Origin of the sequence: Pseudomonas sp. S11P7 (assembly GCF_023195435.1) — a bacterium.
Lineage (GTDB): Bacteria > Pseudomonadota > Gammaproteobacteria > Pseudomonadales > Pseudomonadaceae > Aquipseudomonas > Aquipseudomonas fluorescens_G.
Map to the genome: position 1 here is coordinate 6,128,188 of NZ_JALPKS020000002.1, position 25,166 is coordinate 6,153,353.

21 protein-coding genes are annotated in these 25,166 nt (G+C 61.3%); 6 read left to right on the plus strand and 15 right to left on the minus strand.

The annotated features are described in order from the left end of the window. Position 1: 1 nt before the first annotated feature. A complete protein-coding gene (locus M0746_RS28035) occupies positions 2 to 889 on the minus strand; it encodes an acyltransferase (protein ID WP_258451337.1) in 888 nt (295 codons plus the stop codon). A gap of 188 nt (positions 890 to 1,077) precedes the next feature. Here M0746_RS28035 and rloA2 point away from each other — a divergent pair, with 188 nt between their 5' ends. The 4 genes from rloA2 (at position 1,078) to creD (ending at position 5,290) form a co-directional block, all read left to right on the plus strand. Further along, positions 1,078 to 1,581 carry a retropepsin-like aspartic peptidase RloA2 gene (gene rloA2, locus M0746_RS28040; protein WP_258451338.1) on the plus strand — a complete coding sequence of 168 codons (504 nt, stop codon included), beginning with the start codon at positions 1,078 to 1,080 and terminating at the stop codon, positions 1,579 to 1,581. Between the two features lie 68 nt (positions 1,582 to 1,649). Continuing rightward, positions 1,650 to 2,330 (plus strand): two-component system response regulator CreB, encoded by a 681-nt coding sequence (creB, locus tag M0746_RS28045; protein ID WP_258451339.1) that lies wholly within the window; start codon positions 1,650 to 1,652, stop codon positions 2,328 to 2,330. After that, positions 2,330 to 3,748, plus strand: coding sequence for a two-component system sensor histidine kinase CreC (gene creC, locus M0746_RS28050; protein ID WP_258451340.1), 1,419 nt, complete (start codon positions 2,330 to 2,332; stop codon positions 3,746 to 3,748). The genes creB and creC overlap by 1 nt, the downstream gene beginning before the upstream one ends. Before the next feature lie 174 nt (positions 3,749 to 3,922). Continuing rightward, a complete protein-coding gene (gene creD / locus M0746_RS28055; protein WP_258451341.1) occupies positions 3,923 to 5,290 on the plus strand; it encodes a cell envelope integrity protein CreD in 1,368 nt (455 codons plus the stop codon). Positions 5,291 to 5,468: 178 nt separating this feature from the next. Here creD and M0746_RS28060 read toward each other — a convergent pair whose 3' ends face one another. The 8 genes from M0746_RS28060 to M0746_RS28095 form a co-directional block, all read right to left on the minus strand. After that, positions 5,469 to 6,098, minus strand: coding sequence for a glutathione S-transferase (locus M0746_RS28060; RefSeq protein ID WP_258451342.1), 630 nt, complete (start codon positions 6,096 to 6,098; stop codon positions 5,469 to 5,471). 209 nt (positions 6,099 to 6,307) lie between these two features. Next, positions 6,308 to 6,487 (minus strand): DUF4175 domain-containing protein, encoded by a 180-nt coding sequence (locus M0746_RS28065; protein WP_258451343.1) that lies wholly within the window; start codon positions 6,485 to 6,487, stop codon positions 6,308 to 6,310. Beyond that, positions 6,484 to 7,614, minus strand: a complete 1,131-nt coding sequence (locus M0746_RS28070) for a PepSY-associated TM helix domain-containing protein (protein ID WP_258451344.1) — start codon at positions 7,612 to 7,614, stop codon at positions 6,484 to 6,486. Before M0746_RS28070 ends, M0746_RS28065 begins: the two co-directional genes overlap by 4 nt. A 74-nt stretch (positions 7,615 to 7,688) precedes the next feature. Further along, the gene (locus M0746_RS28075) at positions 7,689 to 10,115 is read right to left on the minus strand and encodes a TonB-dependent siderophore receptor (RefSeq protein ID WP_258451345.1); all 2,427 of its coding nucleotides are present in this window, start codon (positions 10,113 to 10,115) and stop codon (positions 7,689 to 7,691) included. 235 nt (positions 10,116 to 10,350) lie between these two features. Further along, entirely contained in the window at positions 10,351 to 11,325 is a 975-nt protein-coding gene (locus M0746_RS28080) for a FecR domain-containing protein (protein WP_208939492.1), read from the minus strand. Then, entirely contained in the window at positions 11,322 to 11,840 is a 519-nt protein-coding gene (locus M0746_RS28085; RefSeq protein WP_208939493.1) for an RNA polymerase sigma factor, read from the minus strand. The genes M0746_RS28080 and M0746_RS28085 overlap by 4 nt, the downstream gene beginning before the upstream one ends. 304 nt (positions 11,841 to 12,144) lie before the next feature. Next, positions 12,145 to 12,852, minus strand: coding sequence for a 3'-5' exonuclease (locus tag M0746_RS28090; RefSeq protein WP_258451346.1), 708 nt, complete (start codon positions 12,850 to 12,852; stop codon positions 12,145 to 12,147). Continuing rightward, positions 12,849 to 14,789, minus strand: a complete 1,941-nt coding sequence (locus M0746_RS28095; RefSeq protein WP_258451347.1) for a DUF294 nucleotidyltransferase-like domain-containing protein — start codon at positions 14,787 to 14,789, stop codon at positions 12,849 to 12,851. Before M0746_RS28095 ends, M0746_RS28090 begins: the two co-directional genes overlap by 4 nt. Positions 14,790 to 15,042: 253 nt before the next feature. Between M0746_RS28095 and M0746_RS28100 the strand changes: the two genes are divergently transcribed. After that, positions 15,043 to 15,489 (plus strand): response regulator, encoded by a 447-nt coding sequence (locus M0746_RS28100; RefSeq protein ID WP_208939497.1) that lies wholly within the window; start codon positions 15,043 to 15,045, stop codon positions 15,487 to 15,489. A 321-nt stretch (positions 15,490 to 15,810) separates the two neighbouring features. On the opposite strand, the gene M0746_RS28105 is transcribed toward M0746_RS28100, so the two are convergent. Next, a complete protein-coding gene (locus M0746_RS28105) occupies positions 15,811 to 17,988 on the minus strand; it encodes a malate synthase G (RefSeq protein ID WP_258451348.1) in 2,178 nt (725 codons plus the stop codon). A 545-nt stretch (positions 17,989 to 18,533) separates the two neighbouring features. On the opposite strand from M0746_RS28105, the gene M0746_RS28110 reads away from it, so the two are divergent. Further along, on the plus strand, positions 18,534 to 19,052 hold the full coding sequence (locus tag M0746_RS28110) for a glycine cleavage system protein R (protein WP_203419758.1): 519 nt from the start codon (positions 18,534 to 18,536) through the stop codon (positions 19,050 to 19,052). 221 nt (positions 19,053 to 19,273) lie between these two features. Here the strand turns inward: M0746_RS28110 and rarD are convergent, their stop codons facing one another. The 5 genes from rarD to M0746_RS28135 all read right to left on the minus strand — a co-directional run bounded on the left by rarD (position 19,274) and on the right by M0746_RS28135 (position 25,162). Then, positions 19,274 to 20,161: an EamA family transporter RarD gene (gene rarD / locus M0746_RS28115; protein ID WP_258451349.1), complete on the minus strand. Its 888-nt coding sequence runs from the start codon at positions 20,159 to 20,161 to the stop codon at positions 19,274 to 19,276. Positions 20,162 to 20,366: 205 nt separating this feature from the next. Continuing rightward, on the minus strand, positions 20,367 to 21,341 hold the full coding sequence (locus M0746_RS28120) for a serine/threonine protein kinase (protein WP_258451350.1): 975 nt from the start codon (positions 21,339 to 21,341) through the stop codon (positions 20,367 to 20,369). A 166-nt stretch (positions 21,342 to 21,507) separates the two neighbouring features. Further along, a complete protein-coding gene (locus tag M0746_RS28125) occupies positions 21,508 to 23,409 on the minus strand; it encodes a PhoX family protein (protein WP_258451351.1) in 1,902 nt (633 codons plus the stop codon). A 70-nt stretch (positions 23,410 to 23,479) separates the two neighbouring features. Beyond that, a complete protein-coding gene (locus tag M0746_RS28130) occupies positions 23,480 to 24,244 on the minus strand; it encodes a TOBE domain-containing protein (RefSeq protein ID WP_258451352.1) in 765 nt (254 codons plus the stop codon). A 183-nt stretch (positions 24,245 to 24,427) separates the two neighbouring features. Beyond that, entirely contained in the window at positions 24,428 to 25,162 is a 735-nt protein-coding gene (locus tag M0746_RS28135) for a ComF family protein (RefSeq protein WP_258451353.1), read from the minus strand. Between the last annotated feature and the right edge of the window lie 4 nt (positions 25,163 to 25,166).

Consider the following 25,166-nt stretch of genomic DNA (forward strand, 5'->3'; position numbering starts at 1 on the left):
GTCAGCGGCGCTCGTTGCGCAGTTCGGCGATGCGCTGATCTTTCTCGGTCCAGAGCTGGTTGACCCAGTTCTGGACACGCTCGCGAAACACCGGGTCCTTTTCGTAATCGCCCTGCCACAGCGCCGGGTCGAGTTCGCGGGTCTTGATGTCGATGATGACCCGCGGCACGTTGCCGCTGATCAAATCCCAGAAACCCGGAATCTTCTCTTGCGGGTAGACCACCGTCACATCCAGCATCGCATCGAGCTGTTCGCCCATCGCCGCCAATACAAACGCCACGCCACCGGCCTTGGGTTTGAGCAGGTGATTGAACGGTGATGTCTGCTGTGTGCTTTTCGCCAAGGTGTAGCGCGTGCCTTCCAGATAATTCACCACGGTCACCGGCTGCCGCTTGAACAGCTCGCACGCCGCTTTGGTGATCTCCAGATCCTTGCCTGCCAGTTCCGGGTTCTTCGCCAGAAAGGCCTTGGTGTAGCGCTTCATGAACGGGTAATCCAGCGCCCACCACGCCAGCCCAAGGAACGGCACCCAGATCAGCTCTTTCTTGAGGAAAAACTTGAAGAACGGCGTACGCCGGTTGAGGGTCTGGATCAGCGCGGGAATGTCGACCCACGATTGATGGTTGCTGACCACCAGATAGGAAGTGTCGCGACGCAAATCGTCGCCGCCGCGAATGTCCCATTTTGTCGGAATGCATAGCTGAAAGATCAGCTTGTCGATCTCCGCCCAGGTTTCGGCAATCCACATCACCGCCGCGGACGCATGATCGCGCCAGCGCCCCGGTGCGATCAGTTTGAGCAAGGCAAACACCATCAACGGGCCGATCAGGATCAGGGTATTGAGCAACAGCAGCAGGGTGACGAAACAGCCGGTGAGCAGGCGGCGCATAGGCAACTCTTGGAAGTGTCAGGAGGCGGGCCATGATAAGCAGCTTCGCGCGACAGGCCAAATCGGTGGTGACGAATGTTTCACTTTAGTCGCGTTAACCTGATCGTTCCCACGCAGAGCGCGGGAACGATCAAGCGCGCAACGGTCTAAAATCCCGTTGCCCAACCTCTTCCAAGGAAGCCCCCTACGTGAAATCCCTCCTTGCACTGTTTGCCCTCGCCGCCCTGCCGGTCATGGCCGCCGAGCCGACCCTGTACGGGCGCTACGAATACATCGCGCTGCCGGAAATCGGCGGTGAAGTGCTCAAGGCCAAGATGGACACGGGTGCGCTGACCGCCTCGCTGTCGGCCAAGGACATCGAAACCTTCACCCGCGATGGCGATGAATGGGTGCGTTTCCGCCTCGCCACCAAGGACGCCAGCAATAAGGTCTATGAGCACAAGGTCGCGCGGATCAGCAAGATCAAGAGCCGCTCGGACGAAGAGGACGAGGGTGAAAGCACCGACGTCGCCAAGCGCCCGGTGGTCGATCTGGAACTGTGTCTGGGCAACGTCAAGCGCACCGTCGAAGTCAACCTGACCGACCGCAGCCACTTCAATTATCCGTTGCTGATCGGTGCCAAGGCGTTGCGCGAGTTTGGCGCCGCAGTGAATCCGGCGCGGCGCTTCACCGCTGACAAGCCGGACTGCTAAGTGGTCTCATTGACGTAACCTCAGGCTTGGGGCACCGTTCGCGCACCTAACCCACAGGCTCGGACGCCATGCCCCATATCCTGATTGTCGAAGACGAAGCGGCGATTGCCGATACGCTGATTTTCGCCCTGCAGGGCGAAGGCTTCAGCACCACATGGCTGAGCCTCGGCGCGGCAGCGCTGGAACATCAGCGGCAGACGCCGGCCGATCTGATCATTCTCGACATCGGCCTGCCGGACATCAGTGGCTTCGAGACCTGCAAGCAACTGCGGCGCTTCAGCGAGGTGCCGGTGCTGTTCCTCAGCGCGCGGGATGCCGAGATCGATCGCGTGGTCGGCCTGGAAATCGGCGCTGACGATTACGTGGTCAAGCCGTTCAGCCCGCGTGAAGTTGCCGCTCGGGTGAAGGCCATCCTCAAACGCATGGCGCCGCGCCCGGCGATCGAAGGTGCTTCGGCGCTGTTTCGCATCGATGCCGATCGGGTGCAGATCATCTATCGCGGCCAGACCCTGAGCCTGACCCGTCACGAATTCCGCCTGTTGCAATGCCTGCTCGAACAACCCGAACGGGTGTTCAGTCGTGAGCAACTGCTCGACGCCTTGGGCGTAGCCGCCGACGCCGGTTACGAGCGCAGCATCGACAGCCACATCAAAAGCGTGCGCGCCAAACTGCGTCTGGTGCGCGCCGACGCCGAGCCGATCCAGACCCATCGCGGCCTCGGCTACAGCTACAGTCCGGGGCACAGCTGATGTCGCTGGGGCTGCGGATTTTTCTGGTGTATGTGCTGTTCGTCGGCCTGACCGGGTATTTCGTGCTCAACACGGTGATGGAGGAAATCCGCCCCGGCGTGCGCCAGTCCACCGAGGAAACCCTGGTCGACACCGCCAACCTGATGGCGGAAATCCTGCGCGACGACTTCAAGGCCGGCACCCTCAGTGAAAACCGCTGGCCGCAACTGCTGCGCGCTTATGGCGAGCGCCAGCCGCAGGCGACGATCTGGGGTTTGCCGAAGAATCAGGTCAACCACCGGATCTACGTGACCGACGCCCACGGCATCGTCGTGCTTGATTCCAGCGGCGTCGCGGTCGGCCAGGATTACTCGCGCTGGAATGACGTCTACCTGACCTTGCGCGGCGAATACGGCGCGCGATCGAGCCGCAGCGATCCTAACGACCCGAACTCCTCGGTGATGCACGTCGGCGCGCCGATCCGCGACAACGGCAAGATCATCGGCGTGGTCACCGTGGCCAAACCGAACAGCTCGTTGCAGCCTTACGTCGATCGCACCGAGCGGCGCTTGCTGATCTACGGCGCCGCGCTGATCGGCCTCGGCCTGTTGTTTGGCGCGTTGCTGTCGTGGTGGCTGAGCCGCGCGCTGCACAGGCTGACCGGTTATGCCCAGGCGGTGAGCGAGGGCCGGCGCGTGGAAGTGCCGCATTACCGCGGCGGCGAACTGCAACAGCTCGCCACTGCAGTGGAGCAGATGCGCACTCAGCTTGAGGGCAAAGCCTATGTCGAGCGCTATGTGCACACGCTGACCCACGAACTGAAAAGTCCGTTGGCGGCGATTCGTGGCGCGGCGGAATTGCTGCAAAGCGAGATGCCGCCCGCCCAGCGTCTGCGCTTTGTCAGCAACATCGACAGCGAAAGCGCGCGGATGCAGCAGTTGATCGAACGCTTGCTCAATCTGGCGCAGGTCGAACAACGTCAAGGCCTGGAAGAGCGTGTGGCAGTGCCGCTGGCGCTGTTGGTCGCGGAGTTGCTGCAGGCGCAGGCTGCGCGGATCGAAGGCAAGCAGTTGCGTGTCGAGCAAGCGATTGGCGCGGATCTGTTGCTGATTGGCGAGCCGTTTCTGCTGCGTCAGGCGTTGGGCAATCTGCTGGAGAACGCGTTGGATTTCACTCCGGCGCAGGGGCTGTTGCGCTTGAGTGCCGAGCGGGTTGGCGAGCAGATCGAGGTGCGTTTGTTCAACGAAACGGCGCCGATTCCCGATTACGCCTTGCCGCGTCTGACCGAGCGCTTCTACTCATTGCCGCGCCCGGACAGTGGGCGCAAGAGCACCGGGTTGGGGCTTAACTTCGTTGAAGAAGTGGTCAAGTTGCATGGTGGGGCGCTGCGCATTGGCAATGTCGAAAACGGCGTTGAGGTGACTTTGCGCTTGCCTTGAGACTGAGTCGCGGCCATCGCGAGCAGGCTCGCTCCCACAGAGAAGCACATTCCAAAGTGGGAGCGAGCCTGCTCGCGAAGGGACCGGCGCATTCTCCACATAATCTCCATACTCTCACCACAAAACCCTCACACGCCCTCACCAGACTCTGCCCATCCAAACAGGGAGAGTCCCATGAACCGAAATCTGACCATCAAGCTCGGCGCCATCGCCTTGCTGATCCTGCTGTTGCTGATACCGCTGCTGATGATCGACGGCGTCATTGACGAGCGCCAACAATTACGCGACGGTGTGCTCGATGACATCGCCCGCAGCTCCAGCTACAGCCAGCAGCTGAGCGGGCCGGTGATGGTGGTGCCGTATCGCAAGGTGGTGCGCACCTGGAAAACCAACGACAAAACCAATCAGCGCTACGAAGAAGTCAGTGAGGAACGCGGGCGTCTGTACTTCCTGCCGGAGCGTTTCGAACTCGACGGGCAAGTGGAAACCGAGCTGCGCAAGCGCGGTATCTATGAGGCGCGGCTGTTCCATGCCGACAATCGCATCAACGGTCATTTCGCCTTGCCGGCGCAATTGGGGATCAAAGAGAACTTCACCGATTACCAGTTTGACGCGCCGTTCCTGGCGGTGGGCATCAGCGACATTCGCGGCATCGAAAACGCGCTGAAACTGGAAATCGACGGCCAGCGCCTGGACTTTGTCCCAGGGTCGGAAGTGGGCTGGATCGGTGAAGGCGTGCACGTAACGCTGCCAGCGCTGGACACCGGCAAAGCCACCCAACTGAGCTTTGCCTTCGACCTGCGCCTGCAAGGCACCGGCTCGCTAAAAGTGTTGCCGGTGGGCAAGACCAGCAGCGTCAGCCTCAAGGCCAACTGGCCGCACCCAAGCTTTGTCGGCAACTTCCTGCCGGCCAAGCGTGAAATCAACGATCAGGGTTTCAGCGCCGACTGGCAGACTTCGTTTTTCTCCACCAACCTGCAAGAGGCGATGGACCGCTGCATCGTCGGCGATTGCGATGGGCTGAACGGCCGCAGCTTCGGCGTGAGCTTCATTGACCCGGTCGACCAATACCTGAAAAGCGACCGGGCGATCAAATACGCCTTGCTGTTCATCGTCCTGACCTTCGCTGGTTTCTTCCTCTTCGAAGTGCTCAAGAGCCTGGCGGTGCACCCGGTGCAGTACGCGTTGGTCGGTGTGGCGCTGGCGTTCTTTTACCTGTTGCTGCTGTCGCTGTCGGAACACATCGGCTTTGCCTTGGCCTATCTGCTGTCGGCCAGTGGTTGCGTGTTGCTGATCGGCTTTTACGTCTGCCATGTGCTGCGCAGCGTGCGTCACGGCTTGAGCTTCTCCGCCGGGCTGGCGGCGTTGTATGGCCTGCTTTACGGATTGCTGAGCGCCGAGGATTACGCGCTGCTGATGGGCTCGCTGCTGCTGTTCGGACTGCTTGGGGTGTTCATGGTGCTGACGCGCCGGCTGGACTGGTATGCGCTTGCGCAGAAACCGGCGAAGCCGCTGGAGTTTGATCTGGGGGTGGTGCAATGAGCGGGGTGGGCTTGCGCGAGGAGCGCAGGGAAGCAGCGGTTTTGCTGACCCTGATTCTTGCAGCTCTGCCACTGCAACCGAGGTGGTGCCATCGCGAGCAGGCTCGCTCCCACAGGGGAATGCGGTCAATTGTAGGAGTGAGCCTGCTCGCGATGGGGGCCGAACAGGCGCCGCAGAATCAGGGCTTGGGCATTGTCGCGACCATGGACGGTCGCTGACTCACTTCAAAATACCAGTTGCCCAGTTGTGGATTGGCCGCGCGCCAGTCCATGTCCGGGAAACGCAGATCCAGATAACCCAGGGCACAGGCGACGCTGATCGCGGCCACGTCGAAGTGGCTGGTCAGCTCGGCAATCGCCTCGTTTTCCAGCACGGCGAGGGCGCGGCGGATCTTGTCGCGCTGAGCGTCGAGCCACTGCTCCCAGTGTTTTTCCACCGGGCGCAGGACGGTTTCGTAACGCACCATCACCGAGGCATCCATGATCCCGTCGGCCATCGACGCCAGGGTCAGACGCCGCCAGCGCGCCGCGCCTTCACGCGGGATCAGCGGATTGCCGACGTGCTGCTGGTCGAGGTATTCAAGGATCACGCGGCTGTCATGGATGACATTGCCATCGGCCAGACGCAGGGCAGGGATCTTGCTCAACGGGTTGTCGGCGATCAGCGCCGGGTCCGGGCTGACCGGGCTGAGCACACAGTCTTGCAGCGCCACGCGATCCTGCTGCCCGGTTTCGTGGAGCAACACCATCACTTTGCGCACGAACGGGGAGAGCGTGTTGTGGTACAGGGTCATGCTGGGGGCGGACATGGGCAAACCTCGGTGATCGTCGAAGAGCAGGAGGTTAGCCTAGCCACAACCTCTGTGGCTGGCGAGGGAAATGATGGTGCCTTGGCGATCGCCATCGCTGGCAAGCCAGCTCCCACAGTGTTTTGCAGTGAACACAAATTTCAGATTCAGCGTAAACCCCTGTGGGAGCTGGCTTGCCAGCGATGAGGCCATCATCGACAACACAAATATCACCTGCGCTGCAGCAATCCCTTGAGCGCCAGAAATGCCGGCACACCCAGCCCGACCCAGCTCAACGCATCCCAGATGCCATCTCCCAGCAACGCCGCAAACAACCCCGCCGCACTGAGCAGGGCGATCACGATCGGTGTGCTGAAGACCTTCCAGAAACTCGACTGACGCGGCTTCATGCCGAGGCCTCCGCGGTTTCCGCCACCCGGTTCGCCGCTTTGCGCCGCACCACCCACAGGTACACGCCACTGGCCAGCACGATGATGGTCAACACATCGAGCGTGGCCCACAAAATCTTCATTGGCATTCCGCCGTAGTCACCGAAATGCAAAGGCTGCGACATGCCCATGGCGTCCATGTACCACGGGCGCTCGGCCACAGCGGTGACTTGCAAGGTCGTGGCATCGATCAGTACCGGCGTCAGCAGATGCGAAGTCAGGTGCGTGCCGCCCTTCATGAACACTGCGTAATGGTGTTCGCTGGAAAAACGTGTGCCGGGGAAGGCGATGAAATCCGGCTTCATGCCCGGTGCGACTTCAGCGGCGATGTCGAGCAAGCGCGTGGCCGGCGCCAGTTGAGTCAGCGGCGGCGCATCGCGGTACGGTGCAATCAGCGTGGTCAGCGCGTCGTTGCGCCACGCGGCGATCAGCAGGTCGGCGCAGGCGCTGATCACCCCGGTCACCCCCACCACCAGACACCAGGTCAGGGTCACGACGCCGATCAGGTTATGCAGGTCGAGCCAGCGCAGCCGCGTGGATTTGTCCTGACGCACGGTGCCGAATTTCAAGCGACGCATGAACGGCAGGTACAGCACCGTCCCGGACACGATCGCCACGACAAACAACAACCCCATGAAGGCCAGCAGCAGTTTGCCCGGCAACCCGGCAAACATGTCGACGTGCAGGCGCAGGATGAACAGCATCAAGCCGCCGTTGGCCGAGGGCGTTTCCAGCGCCTCGCCGGTGCGCGCATCGAGCATGAAGGTGTGCGACGAGTTCGGTTCGGTGTCGGCGGTTTTCGCCATGATCGCGAACGCCGCATTCGGCTCTTCGTCGTCATAACCGAAGTACTGCATGACTTCGCCGGGGCGATGCTGCTGCGCGGCGTCGACCAGTTGCTGCAGGTTGAGCTGTGGCGTGTCGGCCGGCATCTCGCGCAACTCGGGGGCGTTGCCGAGCAGATGATCGATCTCGTGGCTGAAAATCAGCGGCAGACCGGTCAGTGCCAGCATCAGCAGAAACACCGTGCAGATCAGGCTGGTCCAGGTGTGAATGAACGACCAGCGGCGGATGGTTTTACTTTTCATTGCATGACCTTCAAAAACACCGAAGCCGTCCACGGCGGACGGCCTGGTAATGGGGCCCGTTTCAGCTCACGCGCTTACCACTTGTAGGTGGCACTGGCGACAACGCTGCGCTGGTCGCCGTAGTAGCAATAGAAGCTGTCGCAGGTGGAAATGTATTCCTTGTCGAACAGGTTGGTCGCGTTGACCGCCAGCGATGCGCCTTTGAGGCTGTTGTCGAGGCGACCGAGGTCGTAATGCACCGAAGCGTCGAACACCGTGTAGGCGTCGGCCTTGCCTAGCCAGGTGTTGGCCTTGTCGCCATAGGTGTTGCCGGTGTAACGCACGCCGCCGCCAATGCCGAAGCCGTCGAGCACGCCGCTGTGCCAGGTGTAATCGGTCCACAGCGAGGCTTGCTGGTTGGGCATCAGTTGCAGGCGATTGCCCTTGTCGACGCCATTTTGCACTTCCGACTTGGCCAGGGTGTAGGCGGCGATGACTTTCAGGTTATCGGTCACGTCGGACACCGCTTCCAGCTCCAGACCTTTGACTTTGACTTCGCCGGTCTGGCTGGTGATCGAAACGTTGTTGACGAAGGTGTTGACCGAGACGTTCTTCTGGGTGAGGTCATACACGGCAGCGGTCAGCAGGGTCTTGCTGCCCGGCGGCTGGTACTTGATGCCCAGTTCCCATTGCTTGCCTTCGGTGGGTTTCAGCGATCCGGTGGACGTGGCGTCGGCACCGGTGGTTGGCTGGAACGACTCGGCGTACGACAGGTACGGCACGAAACCGTTGTCGAACACGTAGCTGAGGGCTGCGTTGCCGCTGAATTTCTTGTCGCGCTGGGTGTTGGTGGCGTCGCCCTGGTTGATGAATTGCGTGCTGGTGTGCACCCAGTCTTCGCGACCACCGAGGGTCAGGCGCCATTGGTCGAGGGCCATCTGGTCCTGCACGTACAGGCCGGTCTGGTAGGTCTTCTGGTCGTAGTCGTAAAACGCCGTGGAGCGCGCCGGACGGACGATCGGCTGGCCGTAGATCGGGGTGATCACGTTGGTGGTCAGGCCATCGCCGAAAATCGAGGTGTAGTTGGTATTGCTGCGCTGGTGATCCAGACCCAGCAGCAGGGTGTGGCGGATGTCACCGGTGGCGAAATCGGCCTGAAAGTTGTTGTCCACGGCGAACTGGCTGATGTCTTCTTCAACGCTGGTGCTGGTGCGACCGACGTTGCCTTGCTCATCCACCGTGGTGAATGGATAAGAGCCCGGCGTCAGCACCTGGAACGACAGATCCGACTTGGTGTAGCGCAGGTTCTGCTTGAACTGCCAGACATCGTTCAGCCGATGTTCAAAGGCGTAGCCCAGCGCGTAGTAGGTGCGGTCGTAATATTCCCAGTCCGGATCGCCGAGGTTCTTGTGGTGAGAAATATCACCGAACGGCGAGTTGATTTTGGTGCCCTGGATCGGCAGAAACTGGCTGGTGATGCCGGTGTCATCGCGGGTGAACTGGCTCAGCAGGGTGAATTTGGTGTCGTCGTCGATGTTCCAGGTCAGGCTCGGCGCGATGTTGTAGCGCTTGTTGTCGACGTGGTCGATCTGCGTGCCGCTGTCGCGCACCACGCCGCTGATGCCGTACAGAAACTGCCCGGCGTCATCGATCTTGCCGGTGCTGGCGAAGTTGATCTGGCGATGATTGTCGCTGCCATATTGCAGTTGGATTTCGTTGCTCGCTTCAGCACTCGGGCGGCGGCTGACCATGTCGAGCAGGCCGCCCGGCGGGGTCTGGCCATAGACCGAGGAGGCCGGGCCGCGCAGCAGGGCGAGGCGGTCGAGGTTCCAGGTTTCCTGTTTCGGGTTGGCGTACACGCCTTTGGGCAGCGGCAGGCCATCGAGGAACTGGGTCGGTTCGAAACCGCGCACGCGCAGCCAGTCGGCGCGGGTGTCGCTGCCGTAGCTGCTGGCGGTGATGCCCGGCATGTAGCGCACGGCATCGTCGAGGCTGTGCACGCTGCGGTCGTCCATTTGCTGACGGGTCGCCACCGAGATCGAGCGCGGCGCTTCGACCAGGGCGGTGTCGGTCTTGGTGCCGGCCGCGGTGCGCGTGGCGGTGTAGCCCTCGACCGGGCCCCAGGCGGTTTCCAGATTCTCTACGCCGATGACCGAAGTTTCCGGCAGGGCCAGCGTGCCTTCAGGCACCGCGACCAGGGTGTAGGTGCCGGCGCTGCTTTGTTCCAGTTGCAGGCCGGTGCCACGCAAGGCTGCGCGCAGGGCGCCGGCGGCATCGTATTGGCCGCTGACCGGCGCCGACGTCTTGCCTGCCGCCAGTGCCGGATTCAGCGACAACGCCAGACCGCCCTGACTGGCGATCTGGTTCAAGGTGGTCGACAGCGGCGCCGCCGGCAAGTTGTAGGCGCGCACGCTGGACGCTTGCTCGGCGGCGAGCAACGGGCTGCTGATCAGCGGGGCGCTGAGCGCAATGGCGACGGCCAGCAGACTGGGGCGCAACAAGGTGTCTAGCGAACGGGACATACGGCGGCTCCTGAATGGAAATATTTCTCAATTGCCTGTGTGCCGGACGAGAATCAAAAAGTGATAGGGCGGGATGAAAATAATTTCGATTAACTGAAAAACAGCCACATTTCTGCGGGATTGATCGTTCCCATGCTCCGCGTGGGAATGCCTCAATGGACGCTCTGCGTCCGCTTCGGCAGGGACGCAGAGCGTCCGGGGCTGCATTCCCACGCAGAGCGTGGGAACGATCAGGTCAAGGGGAGGAGGGCTCAGCCTTCGCCACGGTGACCCAATACGGCGTATGCCGCTCGATCTGCACCGGCAGGGTCGGCAGCAGCGCGCTCAGGGCCTTATCGGTATCGTGCAGCGGGAAGCTGCCGGTAATGCGCAAGTCCGCCACATCCGGTGCCACGCCCAGATGCCCGCGACGATAACGTCCCAGCTCATGCACCAGATCGCCGAGGCGCGCGTTATCGACCACCAGCATGCCGCGGGTCCAGGCATCGGCGCCGGGATTGAGCGCGGCGACCTGGCCAAGGCCATCGCGGTGCAGCAGCACTTGCTGGCCTTCGCGCAGAATCTGTTCCTGCGGATTGGCTTGCCCATGGGCGGCCACCGCCGACTGCAACACGCTCAACCGCGTGCCGTCTTCTTCACGCTTGACCAGAAACCGCGTGCCCAAAGCGCGCATGCTGCCTTCGCGGGTTTCGACGATAAATGGCCGCGCATCGCCATGAGCGGTCTCGACGAGAATTTCGCCTTCCTGCAAGACGATCAACCGGCGCTGGTCATCGAATCGCACATCCACCGCGCTGTGGGTATTGAGATTGAGCACGGTGCCGTCCGCCAGGCGCACGGTGCGCTGCTCGCCGGTCGCAGTGCGCTGGTCGGCCAGCCAGTAATCCAGCGGCAGAAAGCGTTCACTGGCGAACAGCCCCAGACCGACGATCACTACCACGCTGGCCAAGCCGCTGCCGAGTTTGCGCACGCGCCGACGAATGCCCTCGCGTGATTGCAGCAAGGCACTGCGCGCCGGACCTTTGGCCACGCTGAAGCGCTGATCAAGCATGCCCAACTGGCGCCAGGCACGGGCGTGTTCTTCATTGGCAGCGTGCCATTTGGCGAACTCCTCGCGTTCCAGCGGGCTGCTCGAATCGAGGGTCAGTTGCCAGGCAATCGCCGCATCCAGCACATGCGCCGGCACCGGTCGGGAACTGGCCGGGCTCATGTCGGCTCACCGTAGAGGGCGATGTAGCACTGGCGAATACCCTGCGCCAGATACTGACGCACACGCGGCACCGAGACGCCGAGGCGGGTGGCGATCTCGGCATGGCTGAGGCCATCGAGGCGGTTATACAGAAACGCCGCACGGGCCTTGGTCGAGAGCTTGCCGAGCAAGCGGTCGATGGCCTTGAGGTCGTCGAGGATCATTTGCTGTTCTTCCACCGACGGTTGTTCGGCTTCGGGAATCAGCATCAATTCGGTGAGGTAGGCCTGTTCCAGCGCGGCGCGACGGAAATAGTCGAACAGCAGGCCCTTGGCGATCGCCACCAGAAAGGCGCGCGGCTCGCGCGGTGTCGGCAATTCATCGCGACCGAGCAGGCGCACGAAGGTGTCCTGGCTCAGGTCTTCGGCACGCTGCGGGCAAGCCACATTGCGCCGCAGCCACGCCAGCAGCCAACCGCGATGATCGCGATACAGCGCACCGACAAGCTGACTGTGAGGGCTTGGGACTGACGACACCGGACATCACCGATTGGGAAAGATTAACTAACGCGAATTGTTCGCGATTCTGGCAGAGGTGGGAATGGTTAGCAATTGGCCACTGGTCAGGTGATGAATCAAGGGCGGCCCCTCACCCTAGCCCTCTCCCGGAGGGAGAGGGGACTGATCGGGGGATATTGACGCAATACGCCGACGTGAAAGATTTCTGCTGAATCCATAATCGACTCGGTCTTTCAGGTCGATATAAGGCTTCGGACACCAGGATCGGCTCCCTCTCCCTCCGGGAGAGGGCTGGGGTGAGGGGCTTTTGATCTGAATGATTCTAAAAGGAGGGCACCCGCTGCCGCCGCTTCCACTGACTCAAGCGTTGCTGCAAATTTCGCGGACTGTGAATCTGCTGCGCCCGCGCGCGGCTGAACAGGATCAGCGCCAGTTCTGCCGTCGCCAACGCATCGGCACTGGCGTTATGGCGTTCGAACACCTCAAGCTTGAACAACTCGATCCAGTCATGCAGCCCGGCCTCACGAATCTGTGCCTGCGGGCAAACCAGCGGGGCAATATCGGCCACGTCGAGAAACACATGCTGGAGTTTGTGCCCCAGATGCTCCTTCAAGGCACGCCCGAGCATGTGCTGATCGAACGGCGCATGAAACGCCAGCACCGGGCTGTCGCCGATAAATTCCATCAGTTCCAGCAACGCCTCGGCCGGATCGCTGCCGGCGGCAATCGCGCTCGGCGCCAGACCGTGGATCAACACGCTGGGGCTGATCTTCAGTTCGCGACATTGTAGTGTGCGTTCGAACTGCTGGGCGAAATCGATCGCGCCGTCCTCGATCACTACCGCACCGATCGACAACACCCGATCCTTGTGCAGATTGAGCCCGGTGGTTTCCAGATCCAGCACTACCCAGCGCTGTTCGCGCAGACTGCATTCGCTCAGCTCGGTGACCACCGGTAATTGCGTCAGGCGTTGTTGCACCTGCGCCGACACTGGCGGGCCGGCCGGACGTAGCCACGAGAACAGGCTCATAGCTGATACCGCAAGGTCAGGCTGCTTTGCAGGCGCTGGGCCTGACGCAGGGATTCACGCAAGATGCGCCGGTCGAGATGGTTGAGACTGTCCGGGTCGACGCGGTTGGAGTACGGCAGATTTTCCCGAGTCTGCAGTTGATGTTGCTGCATGCGCGTTTGTTGAATGAAGTGATACGCCTCTTCATACGCCGCGCCGTCGAGGGGTTCGATGACTTCTTTCACCACCAGTTGGCGGAAGCGTTCGAGGGTATTGTTGGCGTCGATGCCGTTGGCCAGCGCCAGCAGGCGCGCGCCATCGACGAAGGGCGTCAGGCCCTGAATCTTCAGGTCCAGCGTGGCTTTTTCGCCGTTCTTGCGCGCCAGCACAAACTCGCGGAAGCGCCCGACCGGCGGCCGATTGCGCAACGCGTTCTCGGCCAGCATGCGCTGGAACAAGCGGTTGTCGCCGACCTGCTCGAGAATCCCGCGGCGCAATTGCTCGCAACTTTTCTCATCGCCCCAGACCACGCGCAGATCGAAATAAATGCTCGAACCGAGCAGGTTCTCCGGCGTTGCTTCACGAATGAACGCCGCGAAACGCCGCGCCCACTCCGCGCGCGACAGACACAGCTCGGGATTGCCGGCCATGACATTGCCTTTGCACAGGGTGAAACCGCATTGCGCCAGGCTGTGGTTGATCTGTTGGGCGATCGGCAACAGCTTGCCGCGAATCTCCGCAGCATGTGCAGCATCGGGGGCGTCGAACAGAATGCCGTTGTCCTGATCGGTGTGCAGGGTCTGTTCGCGGCGGCCTTCGCTGCCGAAACACAACCAGCTGAACGGCACGCCGGGGTCGCCTTTTTCGGCGAGCGTCAGTTCGATCACCCGGCACACGGTGTGATCGTTGAGCAGGGTGATGATGTGGGTGATCTGCGTCGAGGAGGCGCCGTGAGCAAGCATGCGCTCGACCAGCTGGCCGATCTCGCCGCGCAGGCTGACCAGTTGTTCGACCCGCTGGGCGCTGCGGATGGTCCGCGCCAAATGCACCAGATCGACCCGTTGCAGCGAGAACAGATCGCGCTCGGAGACCACGCCGCACAGCCGCTGATCCTTGACCAGACAGACGTGCGCGATGTGCCGTTCGGTCATGGCAATCGCCGCATCGAAGGCACTGTGATCCGGCGACAGATAAAACGGTGCGCGGGTCATGTGGCGCTCGATGGCCTCACCGAAATCAGCAGCACCTTCGGCCACCACATGGCGCAGATCGCGCAGGGTGAAAATCCCCAGCGGCGCCTTGTGCTCATCCACCACGACGATGCTGCCGACCTGCTGCTCGTGCATCAGCTTCACCGCTTCGCGCAGTGGCGCGTCGGGCGGGCACGTCACCGGGTGCCGCATCGCCAGTTCGCCCAGACGCGTGTTCAGCGAATACTGGGTGCCGAGGGTTTCCACGGCTTTTTGCTGGACTTGCTGATTGACCTGATCGAGCAGGCTGCTGACCCCGCGCAAGGCGAAATCGCGAAACGGGTTGGAGAGGGCGAACAGTTTGATGAACGCCAGTTTGTTCAATTGCAGGCAGAAGGTGTCTTCGCCGGCGAGGTGCTCGGTGCGCGTGGCTCGCTCGCCCAACAGCGCCGCCAGCGGAAAGCATTCGCCGGTGGTGATTTCGAACGTGGTTTCGGTACCGCCCTTGGCGGTGTGCGGGCGCTCGCCGACCACTCGGCCCTGTTTGACGATATGGAAATGTTCGACCGGGCCGTCGGCGGGTTTGATGATGCTTTCGCCCTGGGCATAAAACCGCAGCTGACATTGCTCGACCAGATAGGCGAGGTGGGCGTGTTCCATCTGATTGAAGGGCGGGAAGCGCTGGAGGAATTGCAGGGTGCCCTGAATGTTCTGCAAAACCGCGGTTTTCCCTGCCTGGGTGAAGGCGTCCGCTTTACTCATAACCATTACCGCAGTCTTTTTCGAATTGTTGTTGTCGGATCGTTGCGGCCATGGTCGACCCCTGCGCGCGGGGTGCCCATTGGACGTAAGTCTAGGTTTTGCCATCATCGGCATGGTTTCGGAGATGCCCTACGCAAACAGTCGGAAATTACCTTGTTCAGCCTCTTGGAAAAAAATCCGACGAAGTGCACATTGAAGCGCTGCCGGGCGATGTCAGACGACTGTGCCAGGTGATTGATTCGAATACTTAGAGAGCGCCATGTCCGACCACGATATTTTGAGCGATGCCGAGCGTGAAGCGCTCAGCGCAGTGATGCTCGAACCCGATCTGCCACCGCAGCGCGTGTTGATCGTCGATGACGACAAGGACGCTCGCGAGCTGCTGTCGGAGATTCTTGCGCTCGATGGCATCCGCTGCCTGACTGCGGCCAGTGGTGAAACCGCGCTGAAAATGCTCGAAGAAAAGCCTTCGATCGGACTGGTCATCACTGACCTGCGCATGGGCAATGTCGATGGCCTGGAGCTGATTCGCCAGGTGCGCGAGTCGGTGCGGGCGGCGATGCCGATCATCATCGTTTCCGGTGATGCCGACGTGAAGGACGCGATCGAAGCGATGCACTTGAGCGTGGTGGATTTTCTGCTCAAGCCGATTGATACGGAGAAGTTGCTGGGGTTGGTCAAGCATGAATTGGGTATCGAACCCTAGGACCTGCCGCTCTTTCGCTGATCGTTCCCACGCTCTGCGTGGGAACCCTTCCACGGACGCTCCGCGTTCGGCTTTGGAAGGGACGCAGAGCGTCCCGGGTTGCATTCCCACGCAGGAGCGTGGGAACGATCAGAAGTCCCGAGTCGAAATCAGGAGTTGAAGCTTCCCCAATCTGCTCCCTTTCCCCTCTACCCCTTGGGGGAGAGGGCTGGGGTGAGGGGGATGGATCTCAAGCCCACCACAAGAATTCAATCCACCGCACAAACAAAAAGGCCCTGATCTCTCGATCAGGGCCTTTTTAATTTCCGGCATCAAAGCAACTTACAGACCATTCGCAGCCTTGAACTCACGACGACGACGGTGCAGCACCGGCTCGGTATAACCGTTCGGCTGCTTGGTGCCTTCAATCACCAGTTCGACCGCCGCCTGGAAGGCGATGTTGCTGTCGAAGTCCGGTGCCAGCGGGCGGTAGAGCGGGTCGTTGGCGTTCTGCCGGTCGACCACAGGTGCCATGCGCTTGAGGCTTTCCATCACTTGCGCTTCGGTGACGATACCGTGGCGCAGCCAGTTGGCGATGTGCTGGCTGGAGATACGCAGCGTCGCACGGTCTTCCATCAGGCCGAAGTCATTGATGTCTGGCACCTTCGAGCAACCAACGCCCTGGTCGATCCAGCGCACCACGTAACCGAGAATGCCCTGGGCGTTGTTGTCCAGTTCGTTCTTGATCTGCTCGGGGGTCCAGTTCGGCTTGACCGCCAGCGGGATGGTCAGGATGTCGTCCACCGAAGCGCGCGCACGTTTGGCCAGTTCGGCCTGGCGGGCGAACACGTCGACCTTATGGTAGTGCAACGCGTGCAGCGCAGCGGCAGTCGGCGAGGGCACCCACGCGGTGTTGGCGCCGGCCAGCGGATGAGCGATTTTCTGCTCGAGCATCGCTGCCATCAGATCGGGCATCGCCCACATGCCTTTACCGATTTGCGCACGACCTTGCAGGCCAGTGCTCAGGCCGATATCGACGTTCCAGTTTTCGTAGGCGCCGATCCACTTCTCAGCCTTCATGTCGGCCTTGCGCACTACCGGGCCGGCTTCCATGGAGGTATGGATTTCGTCGCCGGTGCGGTCGAGGAAACCGGTGTTGATGAACACCACGCGCTCGCTGGCGGCCTTGATGCAGGCCTTGAGGTTGACCGTGGTGCGGCGCTCCTCATCCATGATCCCGACTTTCAGCGTGTTGCGTTGCAGGCCGAGCACGTCTTCGATGCGACCGAACAGCTCGTTGGTGAACGCCGCTTCTTCCGGGCCGTGCATCTTCGGTTTGACGATGTACACCGAACCGGTGCGGGTGTTGCGCCGCGACGTATTGCCGTTGAGGTTGTGCATCGCCGCCAGGCAAGTGACCAGACCGTCGAGAATGCCTTCTGGCACTTCGTTGCCTTGACTGTCGAGGATCGCGTCGATGGTCATCAGGTGACCGACGTTGCGCACGAACAGCAGCGAACGCCCGTGCAGGGTCACTTCCCCGCCATTCGGCGCGGTGTAGGTGCGATCCGGGTTCATGGTGCGGGTGAAGGTCTGGCCGCCCTTGGACACCGATTCCGCCAGGTCGCCCTTCATCAGGCCGAGCCAGTTGCGGTAGATCACCACTTTGTCATCGGCATCGACGGCGGCCACGGAGTCTTCGCAGTCCATGATGGTGGTCAGTGCCGCTTCCATCAGGATGTCTTTGACGCCGGCGGCATCGGTCTGGCCGACCGGGGTGCTGGCGTCGATCTGGATTTCGAAGTGCAGGCCGTTGTGTTTCAGCAGAATCGCGATCGGCGCATTGGCGTCGCCCTGGAAACCGGTCAACTGAGCGTCGTCGCGCAGGCCGCTGGTGCTGCCGCCCTTCAAGGTAACGAGCAGTTTGCCGTCAGCGATCTTGTAGCCGGTCGAATCGACGTGGGAGCCGGCGGCCAGTGGCGCGGCTTCGTCGAGGAACGCGCGGGCGAAGGCGATGACCTTGTCGCCACGCACCTTGTTGTAGCCTTTGCCTTTCTCCGCGCCACCGTCTTCGCTGATTGCGTCGGTGCCGTAGAGGGCGTCGTACAGCGAACCCCAGCGGGCGTTCGAGGCATTGAGCGCGAAGCGCGCATTCATCACCGGCACCACCAGTTGCGGGCCGGCGGTGCGGGCGATTTCGTCATCGACGTTTTGCGTCGTGGCCTGGAAATCAGCCGCTTCTGGCAGCAGATAACCGATCTCTTGCAGGAAAGCTTTGTAGGCCACGGCGTCGTGCGCCTGACCTGCGTGCTGCTGATGCCAGGCATCGATGCGTGCCTGGAAGTCATCGCGTTTGGCGAGTAGGGCTTTGTTCTTCGGCGCCAGGTCGTGAATGACCTTGTCGGCACCTTCCCAGAATTGCTCGGCGGTGAGGCCGGTACCGGGAATGGCTTCGTTGTTCACGAAGTCGAACAGGACTTTGGCGACCTGCAGGCCACCGACTTGAACGTGTTCAGTCATTGCTTGCCTCACTCTGCTCAGCTATTTCGCTTTTCAGCTCTTCAATTTAACAATGAAGCCTCGGGCCATTTAAACCACAAACCTGCCGACCAGTACATGCCATTGCTGGCGGCTGGGCTAGGACCAATCAACGGCTTGGAGGCCTTGCTGACGGGGCTTTCAGGGTTGCGAACAGGCCTGGGCGGACATCGATCCGGCGTTATGTAGTGCGCGCTGCGGCATACTACATGATGACTTGCGCTTGTGAAAATCAGACTAATTACGTCGTTCTGCGACCTCATGACGCATTGCGGTCACGTCGCGGAACGGGATGTTCTCAAAAAAGCATTGGATTGTTCCAGTTAAATATCCAAAGTTGTACACGATTTCTTTCGTCAGATATCGCGCTGGTGCGGCTATTCGCGAGCAGGCTCGCTCCCACACTGGCAATGCGATCCCCTGTGGGAGCGAGCCTGCTCGCGAAAGCGCCAGTCCATTCAACGCAAGACAAGCCCTTGCCTATACTTGCCCTTCGATAACAAAAGTCATGACAAGAGGGCTGCGCCATGGACCATCTCGTACTCACCGTTTTCGCCCCGGACAAGCCCGGGCAGGTCGAGCGCATCGCCCAATGCATCGCCGAGCACGGCGGCAACTGGCTGGAAAGCCGCATGTCACGGATGGCCGGGCAGTTCGCCGGGATCCTGCGCGTGGGCGTACCGGCAGAGGCTTACGATGAATTGGTCGATGCCTTACAAGCACTGACGGCGCACGGTATTCGTGTACTGGTCGCCGAAAGCGGTATCGAGCAATCCTGTACCTGGAAGCCGATCGCCATGGAGCTGGTCGGCAATGACCGCCCCGGCATCGTCCGCGACATTACGCGGCTGTTGAGCGAGCAGGGCGTCAATCTCGAAAGGCTGGTCACCGAAGTGCGTCCGGCGCCGATGAGCAGCGAGCCGCTGTTTCACGCCGAAGCGATTCTGGCCGTGCCGTTGACGCTGTCGCTGGATGTATTGCAGGCGCGCCTGGAAACCCTGGCCGATGATCTGATGGTGGAGCTGGTATTGCGCACCGAAGTTTGAGCCGTCAGGGTTATCCAGTTTAAACGTGCACCTGCCTGTGGATAACCTGTAGAGACCGAGCGCCACGCCACGTCCGCCGTGGCTTTGCGGTAATTGATCAAAAAACCGGCAGTATTCAGTGACTTGCGCACAAACGGCGGGGATCACGCTGTGGATAACCTTGGGAAGGAACGATACAGGCCACGAGAACCGTGGCCTGTGAAGGTTTGTACGTTTTTTGATCAGCTGCGGCGGCGCAAACTTATCCACGCATCGACGCTGTACACCGCCAGACCCGCCCAAATGAAGATGAACGCCACCAGCGTGCTTGACGACAAGTGCTCGCCAAACAACAGCACTGCTTGCAACAACACCAGGGTCGGCGCGATGTATTGCAGGAAGCCGATGGTGGTGTAGGGCAGATGCCGGGTCGCGGCGTTGAAACACACCAGCGGCACCAGCGTCACCGGGCCGGCGGCTACCAGCCACCAGGCTTGGGAAGTAGTCCAGAATTCCGGTTGTACGCTAGTCGCGGTCTGGTTGAACAACAACCACGCAATCGCAATCGGCACCAGCATCCAGGTTTCCACTACCAGCCCCGGCAACGCCTTGACCGGTGCCTGTTTGCGGATCAGACCGTAGAAGCCGAAGGTCAGCGCCAGTGCCAGCGACACCCACGGCAGACTGTCGACCTGCCACACCTGCTGCGCCACGCCAACCGCGGCGAGCCCCACCGCCAGCCACTGCATGCGCCGCAGCCGCTCACCGAGAATCACCATGCCAAGCAGTACGTTGATCAACGGGTTGATGTAATAACCGAGGCTCGCTTCGAGCATGCGCCCGTTATTCACCGACCACACATAAGTCAGCCAGTTAGCCGCGATCAGCGTACCGCTCAAGGCCAGGATCGCCAGACGCTTGGGATTGTCGAGCAGTTCGCGCAGCCAGCCCGGGTGTTTCCACACCATCAGCAGCAGCGCGCCAAACAGCGCCGACCACAACACTCGATGGATGATGATCTCGACTGCCGGGACTTCGGCGATGGCTTTGAAATAGATCGGGAACAGGCCCCAGATGATGTAGGCACTCAGGCCCAGAATGTACCCGCGACGCGGGTTGGCGGCTTGCATGCAGAATCCTTGCTTTGGCAGCTGACAAAGGAGGGATTGTAAGGAGATTTGTCTACGAATGCCGTACCGCAATGGTCGGGAAATTGTGAACGGCGGACAATTGTGGGAGCGAGCCTGCTCGCGAAGACGTCATTTCAATCGACATCAGTGTTGAATGTCAGTCCGTATTCGCGAGCAGGCTCGCTCCCACAAGAATATTGGGAAATCAGAAGAGCTTCAGCGGTTCCTCATTCAGCGCCGCCAGTTGCTCGCGCAGCGCCAGTACCTGATCGCCCCAATAACGCTCGGTGCCGAACCACGGAAAACTGTGCGGGAACGCCGGATCGTCCCAGCGCCGCGCCAGCCAGGCGCTGTAATGCATCAACCGCAGGGCGCGCAGTGGTTCGATCAACGCCAGTTCACGCGGGTCGAAATCGTGGAACTCGTTGTAGCCGTCCATCAGTTCCGACAACTGTCCCAGACAGTCCTGACGATCACCGGCGAGCATCATCCAGATGTCCTGCACCGCCGGGCCCATGCGGCAGTCGTCGAGGTCGACGATGTGAAACATCTCGTCGCGGCACATCATGTTGCCGGGGTGGCAGTCGCCGTGCATGCGAATGTTCTGATGCGGCGTCCTGGCGTAGGCGTCTTCAACGCGCTTGAGCAGGTCGCGGGCGACGGACTCGTAAGCCGGCAGCAGGCTTTTCGGAATGAAGTTGCCTTCGAGCAGGGTGTTCAGCGAGGCGTGACCAAAGTTCTGCACGGCGAGGGCTTCGCGGTGTTCGAACGGTTTGGTCGCGCCGACCGCGTGTATCCGTCCAAGCAACTGGCCGAGGCGATACAACTGATCGAGATTGCCCGGCTCCGGCGCGCGCCCGCCGCGACGCGGAAACAGGGTGAAGCGGAAACCGGCGTGCTCGTGCAGGGTTGCGCCGTTGTGAACCAGCGGCGCGACCACAGGGATGTCCACATTGGCCAATTCAAAGGTGAACTGGTGCTCTTCGAGGATGGCTTCGTTGGTCCAGCGTTGCGGACGGTAGAACTTGGCGATCAGCGGCTCGGAGTCTTCGATGCCGACCTGATAGACACGGTTTTCATAGCTGTTGAGCGCCAGAATGCGCGCATCGCTGAGAAAACCGATGCTTTCGACGGCGTCGAGGACGAGATCGGGTGTGAGGGTTTCAAACGGGTGGGCCATGCTGACTCCTGCGCGCAGCAGGCTGCCGCGTCCGGCCCGGCATGTTAGCGCAGATGGCGGCGGGGAAGTTGGTTGATGTCCTTGCTGATGCCATCGCTGGCAAGCCAGCTCCCACAGGTTTTGCGCAAGACCTTGTGGGAGCTGGCTTGCCAGCGATGAGGGATTATCAGGCGCCGACGATCCCGCCATCTTCACGAGTAATCGCCATCACTGAAGACCGCGGCTTGCCATTGGGCAAATGCTCGGGGAAGGTCGAACCGCCGTTCTCGCCCGGATGCTGAATCCCGACAAACAGGGTTTTCTGATCCGGCGAGAAGCTGATCCCGGTCACCTCGCAACCTACCGGCCCGACCATGAACCGGCGAATCTCACCGGTTTTCGGATCGGCGCAGAGCATCTGGTTGTTGCCCATCCCGGCGAAGTCGCCGGCATTGCTCGAATCGCCGTCGGTGAGAATCCACAGACGTCCGGCCTTGTCGAAGCCCAGGCCATCCGGACTGTTGAACATGTTTTGCGGGGTGATGTTGGACGAGCCGCCCTTCGGCGTACCGGCATGCACGCCGGGGTTGCCAGCCACCACAAACAGATCCCAGGCAAATGTCTTCGCGGCGTGATCGTCGCGGTCAGTGCGCCAGCGCAAAATCTGCCCGTAGACGTTTTTCTCGCGCGGGTTCGGCCCGCCCACTGGCTGACCGTCCTCGCCACGTTTGGCGTTGTTGGTCAGGGTGCAATAGACCTGGCCATCCTTGGGACTGACGACAATCCATTCCGGACGATCCATGCGTGTCGCGCCGACGACGCTGGCTGCAAGGCGTGCATGAATCAGCACTTCGGCCTGATCGGCGAAACCGCTGCTGGCGTCGATGCCGTTCTTGCCGTGGGTCAGTTCGATCCACTGTCCCTGGCCTTTCGGGTGATCAGGGTTACCGTCACCGGCATCGAATCTGGCCACGTACAGGGTGCCGTGATCGAGGATGTCACGGTTGGCTTTGGCGTTGCGGTGGTTGATGCGGTCGCGGCTGACGAATTTGTAGATGAACTCGCCACGCTCGTCGTCGCCCATGTACACCACGGCACGGCCGTCGTCGGTCTCGGCGAGGGCGGCGTTTTCGTGTTTGAAACGGCCCAGCGCGGTGCGTTTGACTGGGGTCGATTGCGGGTCGAACGGATCGATCTCGACCACCCAGCCGTGACGGTTCAACTCGTTCGGGTTCTTGGCCATGTCGAAACGCGGATCGTACGGGTGCCAGTTGATCTCACGGCTGGCGGCTGTTACGCCGTAGCGTTTTTGCGCGGCGTCGAATTGCTGCTGGGCATTGCTGCTACCGAAGCAATCGGTGAAGTTTTCTTCGCAGGTCAGGTAGGTGCCCCACGGCGTTTTGCCGTTGGCGCAGTTCTGGAACGTGCCGAGGACTTTTTTGCCGTGCTTGTCGGCAGCGGTTTTCATCAAGTCGTGACCGGCCGCCGGGCCGCTGATGCGCAGCGGCGAATTGCCGTGGATGCGCCGGTTGTAGCGTGAGCCCTGGACGAACTGCCATTGGCCGTTCTTGCGCTGCACTTCGATCACCGACACGCCTTCACACGCCAGCGCCTTGCGCACGTCTTCAGCCGACTGCGGCATGCCGCCGTGCGGGTAGAGGTAGCGGTAGTTGGTGTATTCGTTGTTGATCGCCATCAACGCGCGGTTGCGGTCATCCGGGAAGGCGAACAGGCTCATGCCGTCGTTGTTGTCGCCAAACTGCACTTCCTGTGCGGCCGCGGTGCCATTGCCGCTCGGGTCGAAGGCCGGGCCGTTCTTGTGCAGCGGCTGGCCCCAGCTGATCAGCACCGAAGACTTGTAGCCCTTGGGCAGGCTGATCGCGTCGCTGGTTGCGGCGGGAATGCTTTCAAAACCGAGCAGACGGCTGTTGCCGGCGCTGACACTCGCCGCCATCACGCTGCGGCTCAGCAGGTTGCCGCCCAGAAACATCGCGGCACCGCACAACGCACCGGCGCTGATGAAACCGCGACGGCTGAGGCCGACCATTTTTTCCAGATCGGTGGATTGGTTTTCTTCTAACAGGCTCATCTCAGGCTCCCTGCATGGTTTTGGCAGCCACCTTAATGAGCAACCATGACGCTTTCGTGGCAGCGCCCGCTCAGAGCGGCGTGCCGATCAGCACATTGCTCGGCGAAAACTGCACACGCACCGGCTGACCGACCCCCAAGCCGCGTTCACGCAACTCCAGCGGTTCGGCCAGAGCGCAAAGGGTGTGGCCGTTGGGCAAAGAAATGCGCACTTCGCTGGGGCCGTCCTCGGCATCGAGAATCGCCTCGAGGAGGCCGTCGAGCAAATTGTGTCCCGGCGTTGCGACTTGCTCACGGCCAAGCAATTCCAGCCAGCCGGCCTTGATCAGCGCGACCACTGGCGTGCCGATCTGCAGTTCGAGGTGCAGGGTGCTGTCGTGAGTGATTTGCGCATCCAGGCACAGGTCTTCGGCCAGTTCGAGGCGGATCAGGTCGTTGCGGCCCTGACTGCCGATCGCTACCACCTTGCCGTGCAACTGATTGCGCGCGCTGGTTCTGAGCATCAGGCGCCCGAGCAGGTCCAGATCACTGGCGTCCTCTGCGGCTTCGAGTACCTGGGCCTGCAACGCTTGCAGCTTTTGATACAGGCGCAGCACGCGTTCGCCTTCGCTGGACAGTTTTGCGCCACCCCCGCCCTTGCCACCGATGACCCGCTCGACCAACGGTTTCTGCGCCAGGTTGTTCAACTCATCGATGGCGTCCCACGCCGCTTTGTAACTCAGGCCCGCGCTTTTCGCCGCGCGGGTGATCGAGCCCTGCTCGGCGATGTGTTGCAGCAGGGCGATGCGCTGCGGACGGCGCACGATGTGTTGGGAGAGGAGGGAGGGTAGGGACATATCGGCCAGACTAGTTGCGGCAGTTGCTACAGAAGCTGGCGGCTTCGCGCGCCGGAGTCAAGCCGGGCACAAAACCTGTGGGAGCGAGCCTGCTCGCGAAGGCGGTGTGTCAGTCGACATCTGTGTTGAATGTGCCGACGCTTTCGCGAGCAGGCTCGCTCCCACAGGGGAATTGCGTTGTTTTCAGGAGCCGGGTTTTGGCGTGCGGGCCAGGCAATACACATCAACTCGCGCTGCACCTGCGCTCATCAACAACCGGGCCAGCGCCTGGGCGGTGGCGCCAGTGGTCAGCACGTCATCGATCAGCGAGAAATGCCGACCGTTTACCGCTGCGTTTGGCAGCAGATCGAAGGCGTTGCGCAAATTTTGTCTACGCGCATTGGCATCGAGATCCTGCTGCGCATCGGTCTCTTTGACGCGACGCAAGATCTGTTCTTCACAAGGCAGACTCAGCGACTTGCCCAGCCACCGTGCGAGCATCGCGGCCTGGTTGAACCCGCGTTGACGCAAGCGTTTACGCGCCAGTGGCACCGGCACCAACGCGTCGGGCCTTGGCAAATCTTCATCGAAGCGATGTTGCAGGTATTGTCCGAGTACGTCGGCGAGCAAGTGGCCAAACGGCCATTTCGCGTTGTGTTTAAAACGCGTAATCAGACTGTCCACCGGGAAGCCATACAGCCAAGGCGCGGCGACCTGCATAAACGCCGGAGGCTCTAGCAGGCATGCTCCGCATGTCAGGCCCTCGGCAATCAAGGGCAAAGCGCAGCGCTGGCAATGGCTGCCGAGCCAGGGCAACTCGGTTTCGCAGGCCACGCAGATTGGCATTTCTGCTTCTGCGGGCTCATCACACAACAAGCAGATCTGTACGTTTTTTAAACAGATGTAAACCGGTCCTTCGTATCGTGGTTGACAGCGCATGACA

Coding starts and splice junctions, on each gene's coding strand:
- M0746_RS28035 (WP_258451337.1), bottom strand. CDS start 889: ATGCGCCGCCTGCTCACCGGCTGTTTCGTCACCCTGCTGCTGTTGCTC.
- M0746_RS28120 (WP_258451350.1), bottom strand. CDS start 21,341: ATGGCCCACCCGTTTGAAACCCTCACACCCGATCTCGTCCTCGACGCC.
- M0746_RS28110 (WP_203419758.1), top strand. CDS start 18,534: ATGGACCATCTCGTACTCACCGTTTTCGCCCCGGACAAGCCCGGGCAG.
- M0746_RS28065 (WP_258451343.1), bottom strand. CDS start 6,487: ATGAAGCCGCGTCAGTCGAGTTTCTGGAAGGTCTTCAGCACACCGATC.
- creC (WP_258451340.1), top strand. CDS start 2,330: ATGTCGCTGGGGCTGCGGATTTTTCTGGTGTATGTGCTGTTCGTCGGC.
- M0746_RS28075 (WP_258451345.1), bottom strand. CDS start 10,115: ATGTCCCGTTCGCTAGACACCTTGTTGCGCCCCAGTCTGCTGGCCGTC.
- M0746_RS28125 (WP_258451351.1), bottom strand. CDS start 23,409: ATGAGCCTGTTAGAAGAAAACCAATCCACCGATCTGGAAAAAATGGTC.
- creB (WP_258451339.1), top strand. CDS start 1,650: ATGCCCCATATCCTGATTGTCGAAGACGAAGCGGCGATTGCCGATACG.
- M0746_RS28130 (WP_258451352.1), bottom strand. CDS start 24,244: ATGTCCCTACCCTCCCTCCTCTCCCAACACATCGTGCGCCGTCCGCAG.
- M0746_RS28060 (WP_258451342.1), bottom strand. CDS start 6,098: ATGTCCGCCCCCAGCATGACCCTGTACCACAACACGCTCTCCCCGTTC.
- rarD (WP_258451349.1), bottom strand. CDS start 20,161: ATGCAAGCCGCCAACCCGCGTCGCGGGTACATTCTGGGCCTGAGTGCC.
- M0746_RS28090 (WP_258451346.1), bottom strand. CDS start 12,852: ATGAGCCTGTTCTCGTGGCTACGTCCGGCCGGCCCGCCAGTGTCGGCG.
- M0746_RS28100 (WP_208939497.1), top strand. CDS start 15,043: ATGTCCGACCACGATATTTTGAGCGATGCCGAGCGTGAAGCGCTCAGC.
- M0746_RS28135 (WP_258451353.1), bottom strand. CDS start 25,162: ATGCGCTGTCAACCACGATACGAAGGACCGGTTTACATCTGTTTAAAA.
- creD (WP_258451341.1), top strand. CDS start 3,923: ATGAACCGAAATCTGACCATCAAGCTCGGCGCCATCGCCTTGCTGATC.
- M0746_RS28105 (WP_258451348.1), bottom strand. CDS start 17,988: ATGACTGAACACGTTCAAGTCGGTGGCCTGCAGGTCGCCAAAGTCCTG.
- M0746_RS28070 (WP_258451344.1), bottom strand. CDS start 7,614: ATGAAAAGTAAAACCATCCGCCGCTGGTCGTTCATTCACACCTGGACC.
- M0746_RS28080 (WP_208939492.1), bottom strand. CDS start 11,325: ATGAGCCCGGCCAGTTCCCGACCGGTGCCGGCGCATGTGCTGGATGCG.
- M0746_RS28095 (WP_258451347.1), bottom strand. CDS start 14,789: ATGGTTATGAGTAAAGCGGACGCCTTCACCCAGGCAGGGAAAACCGCG.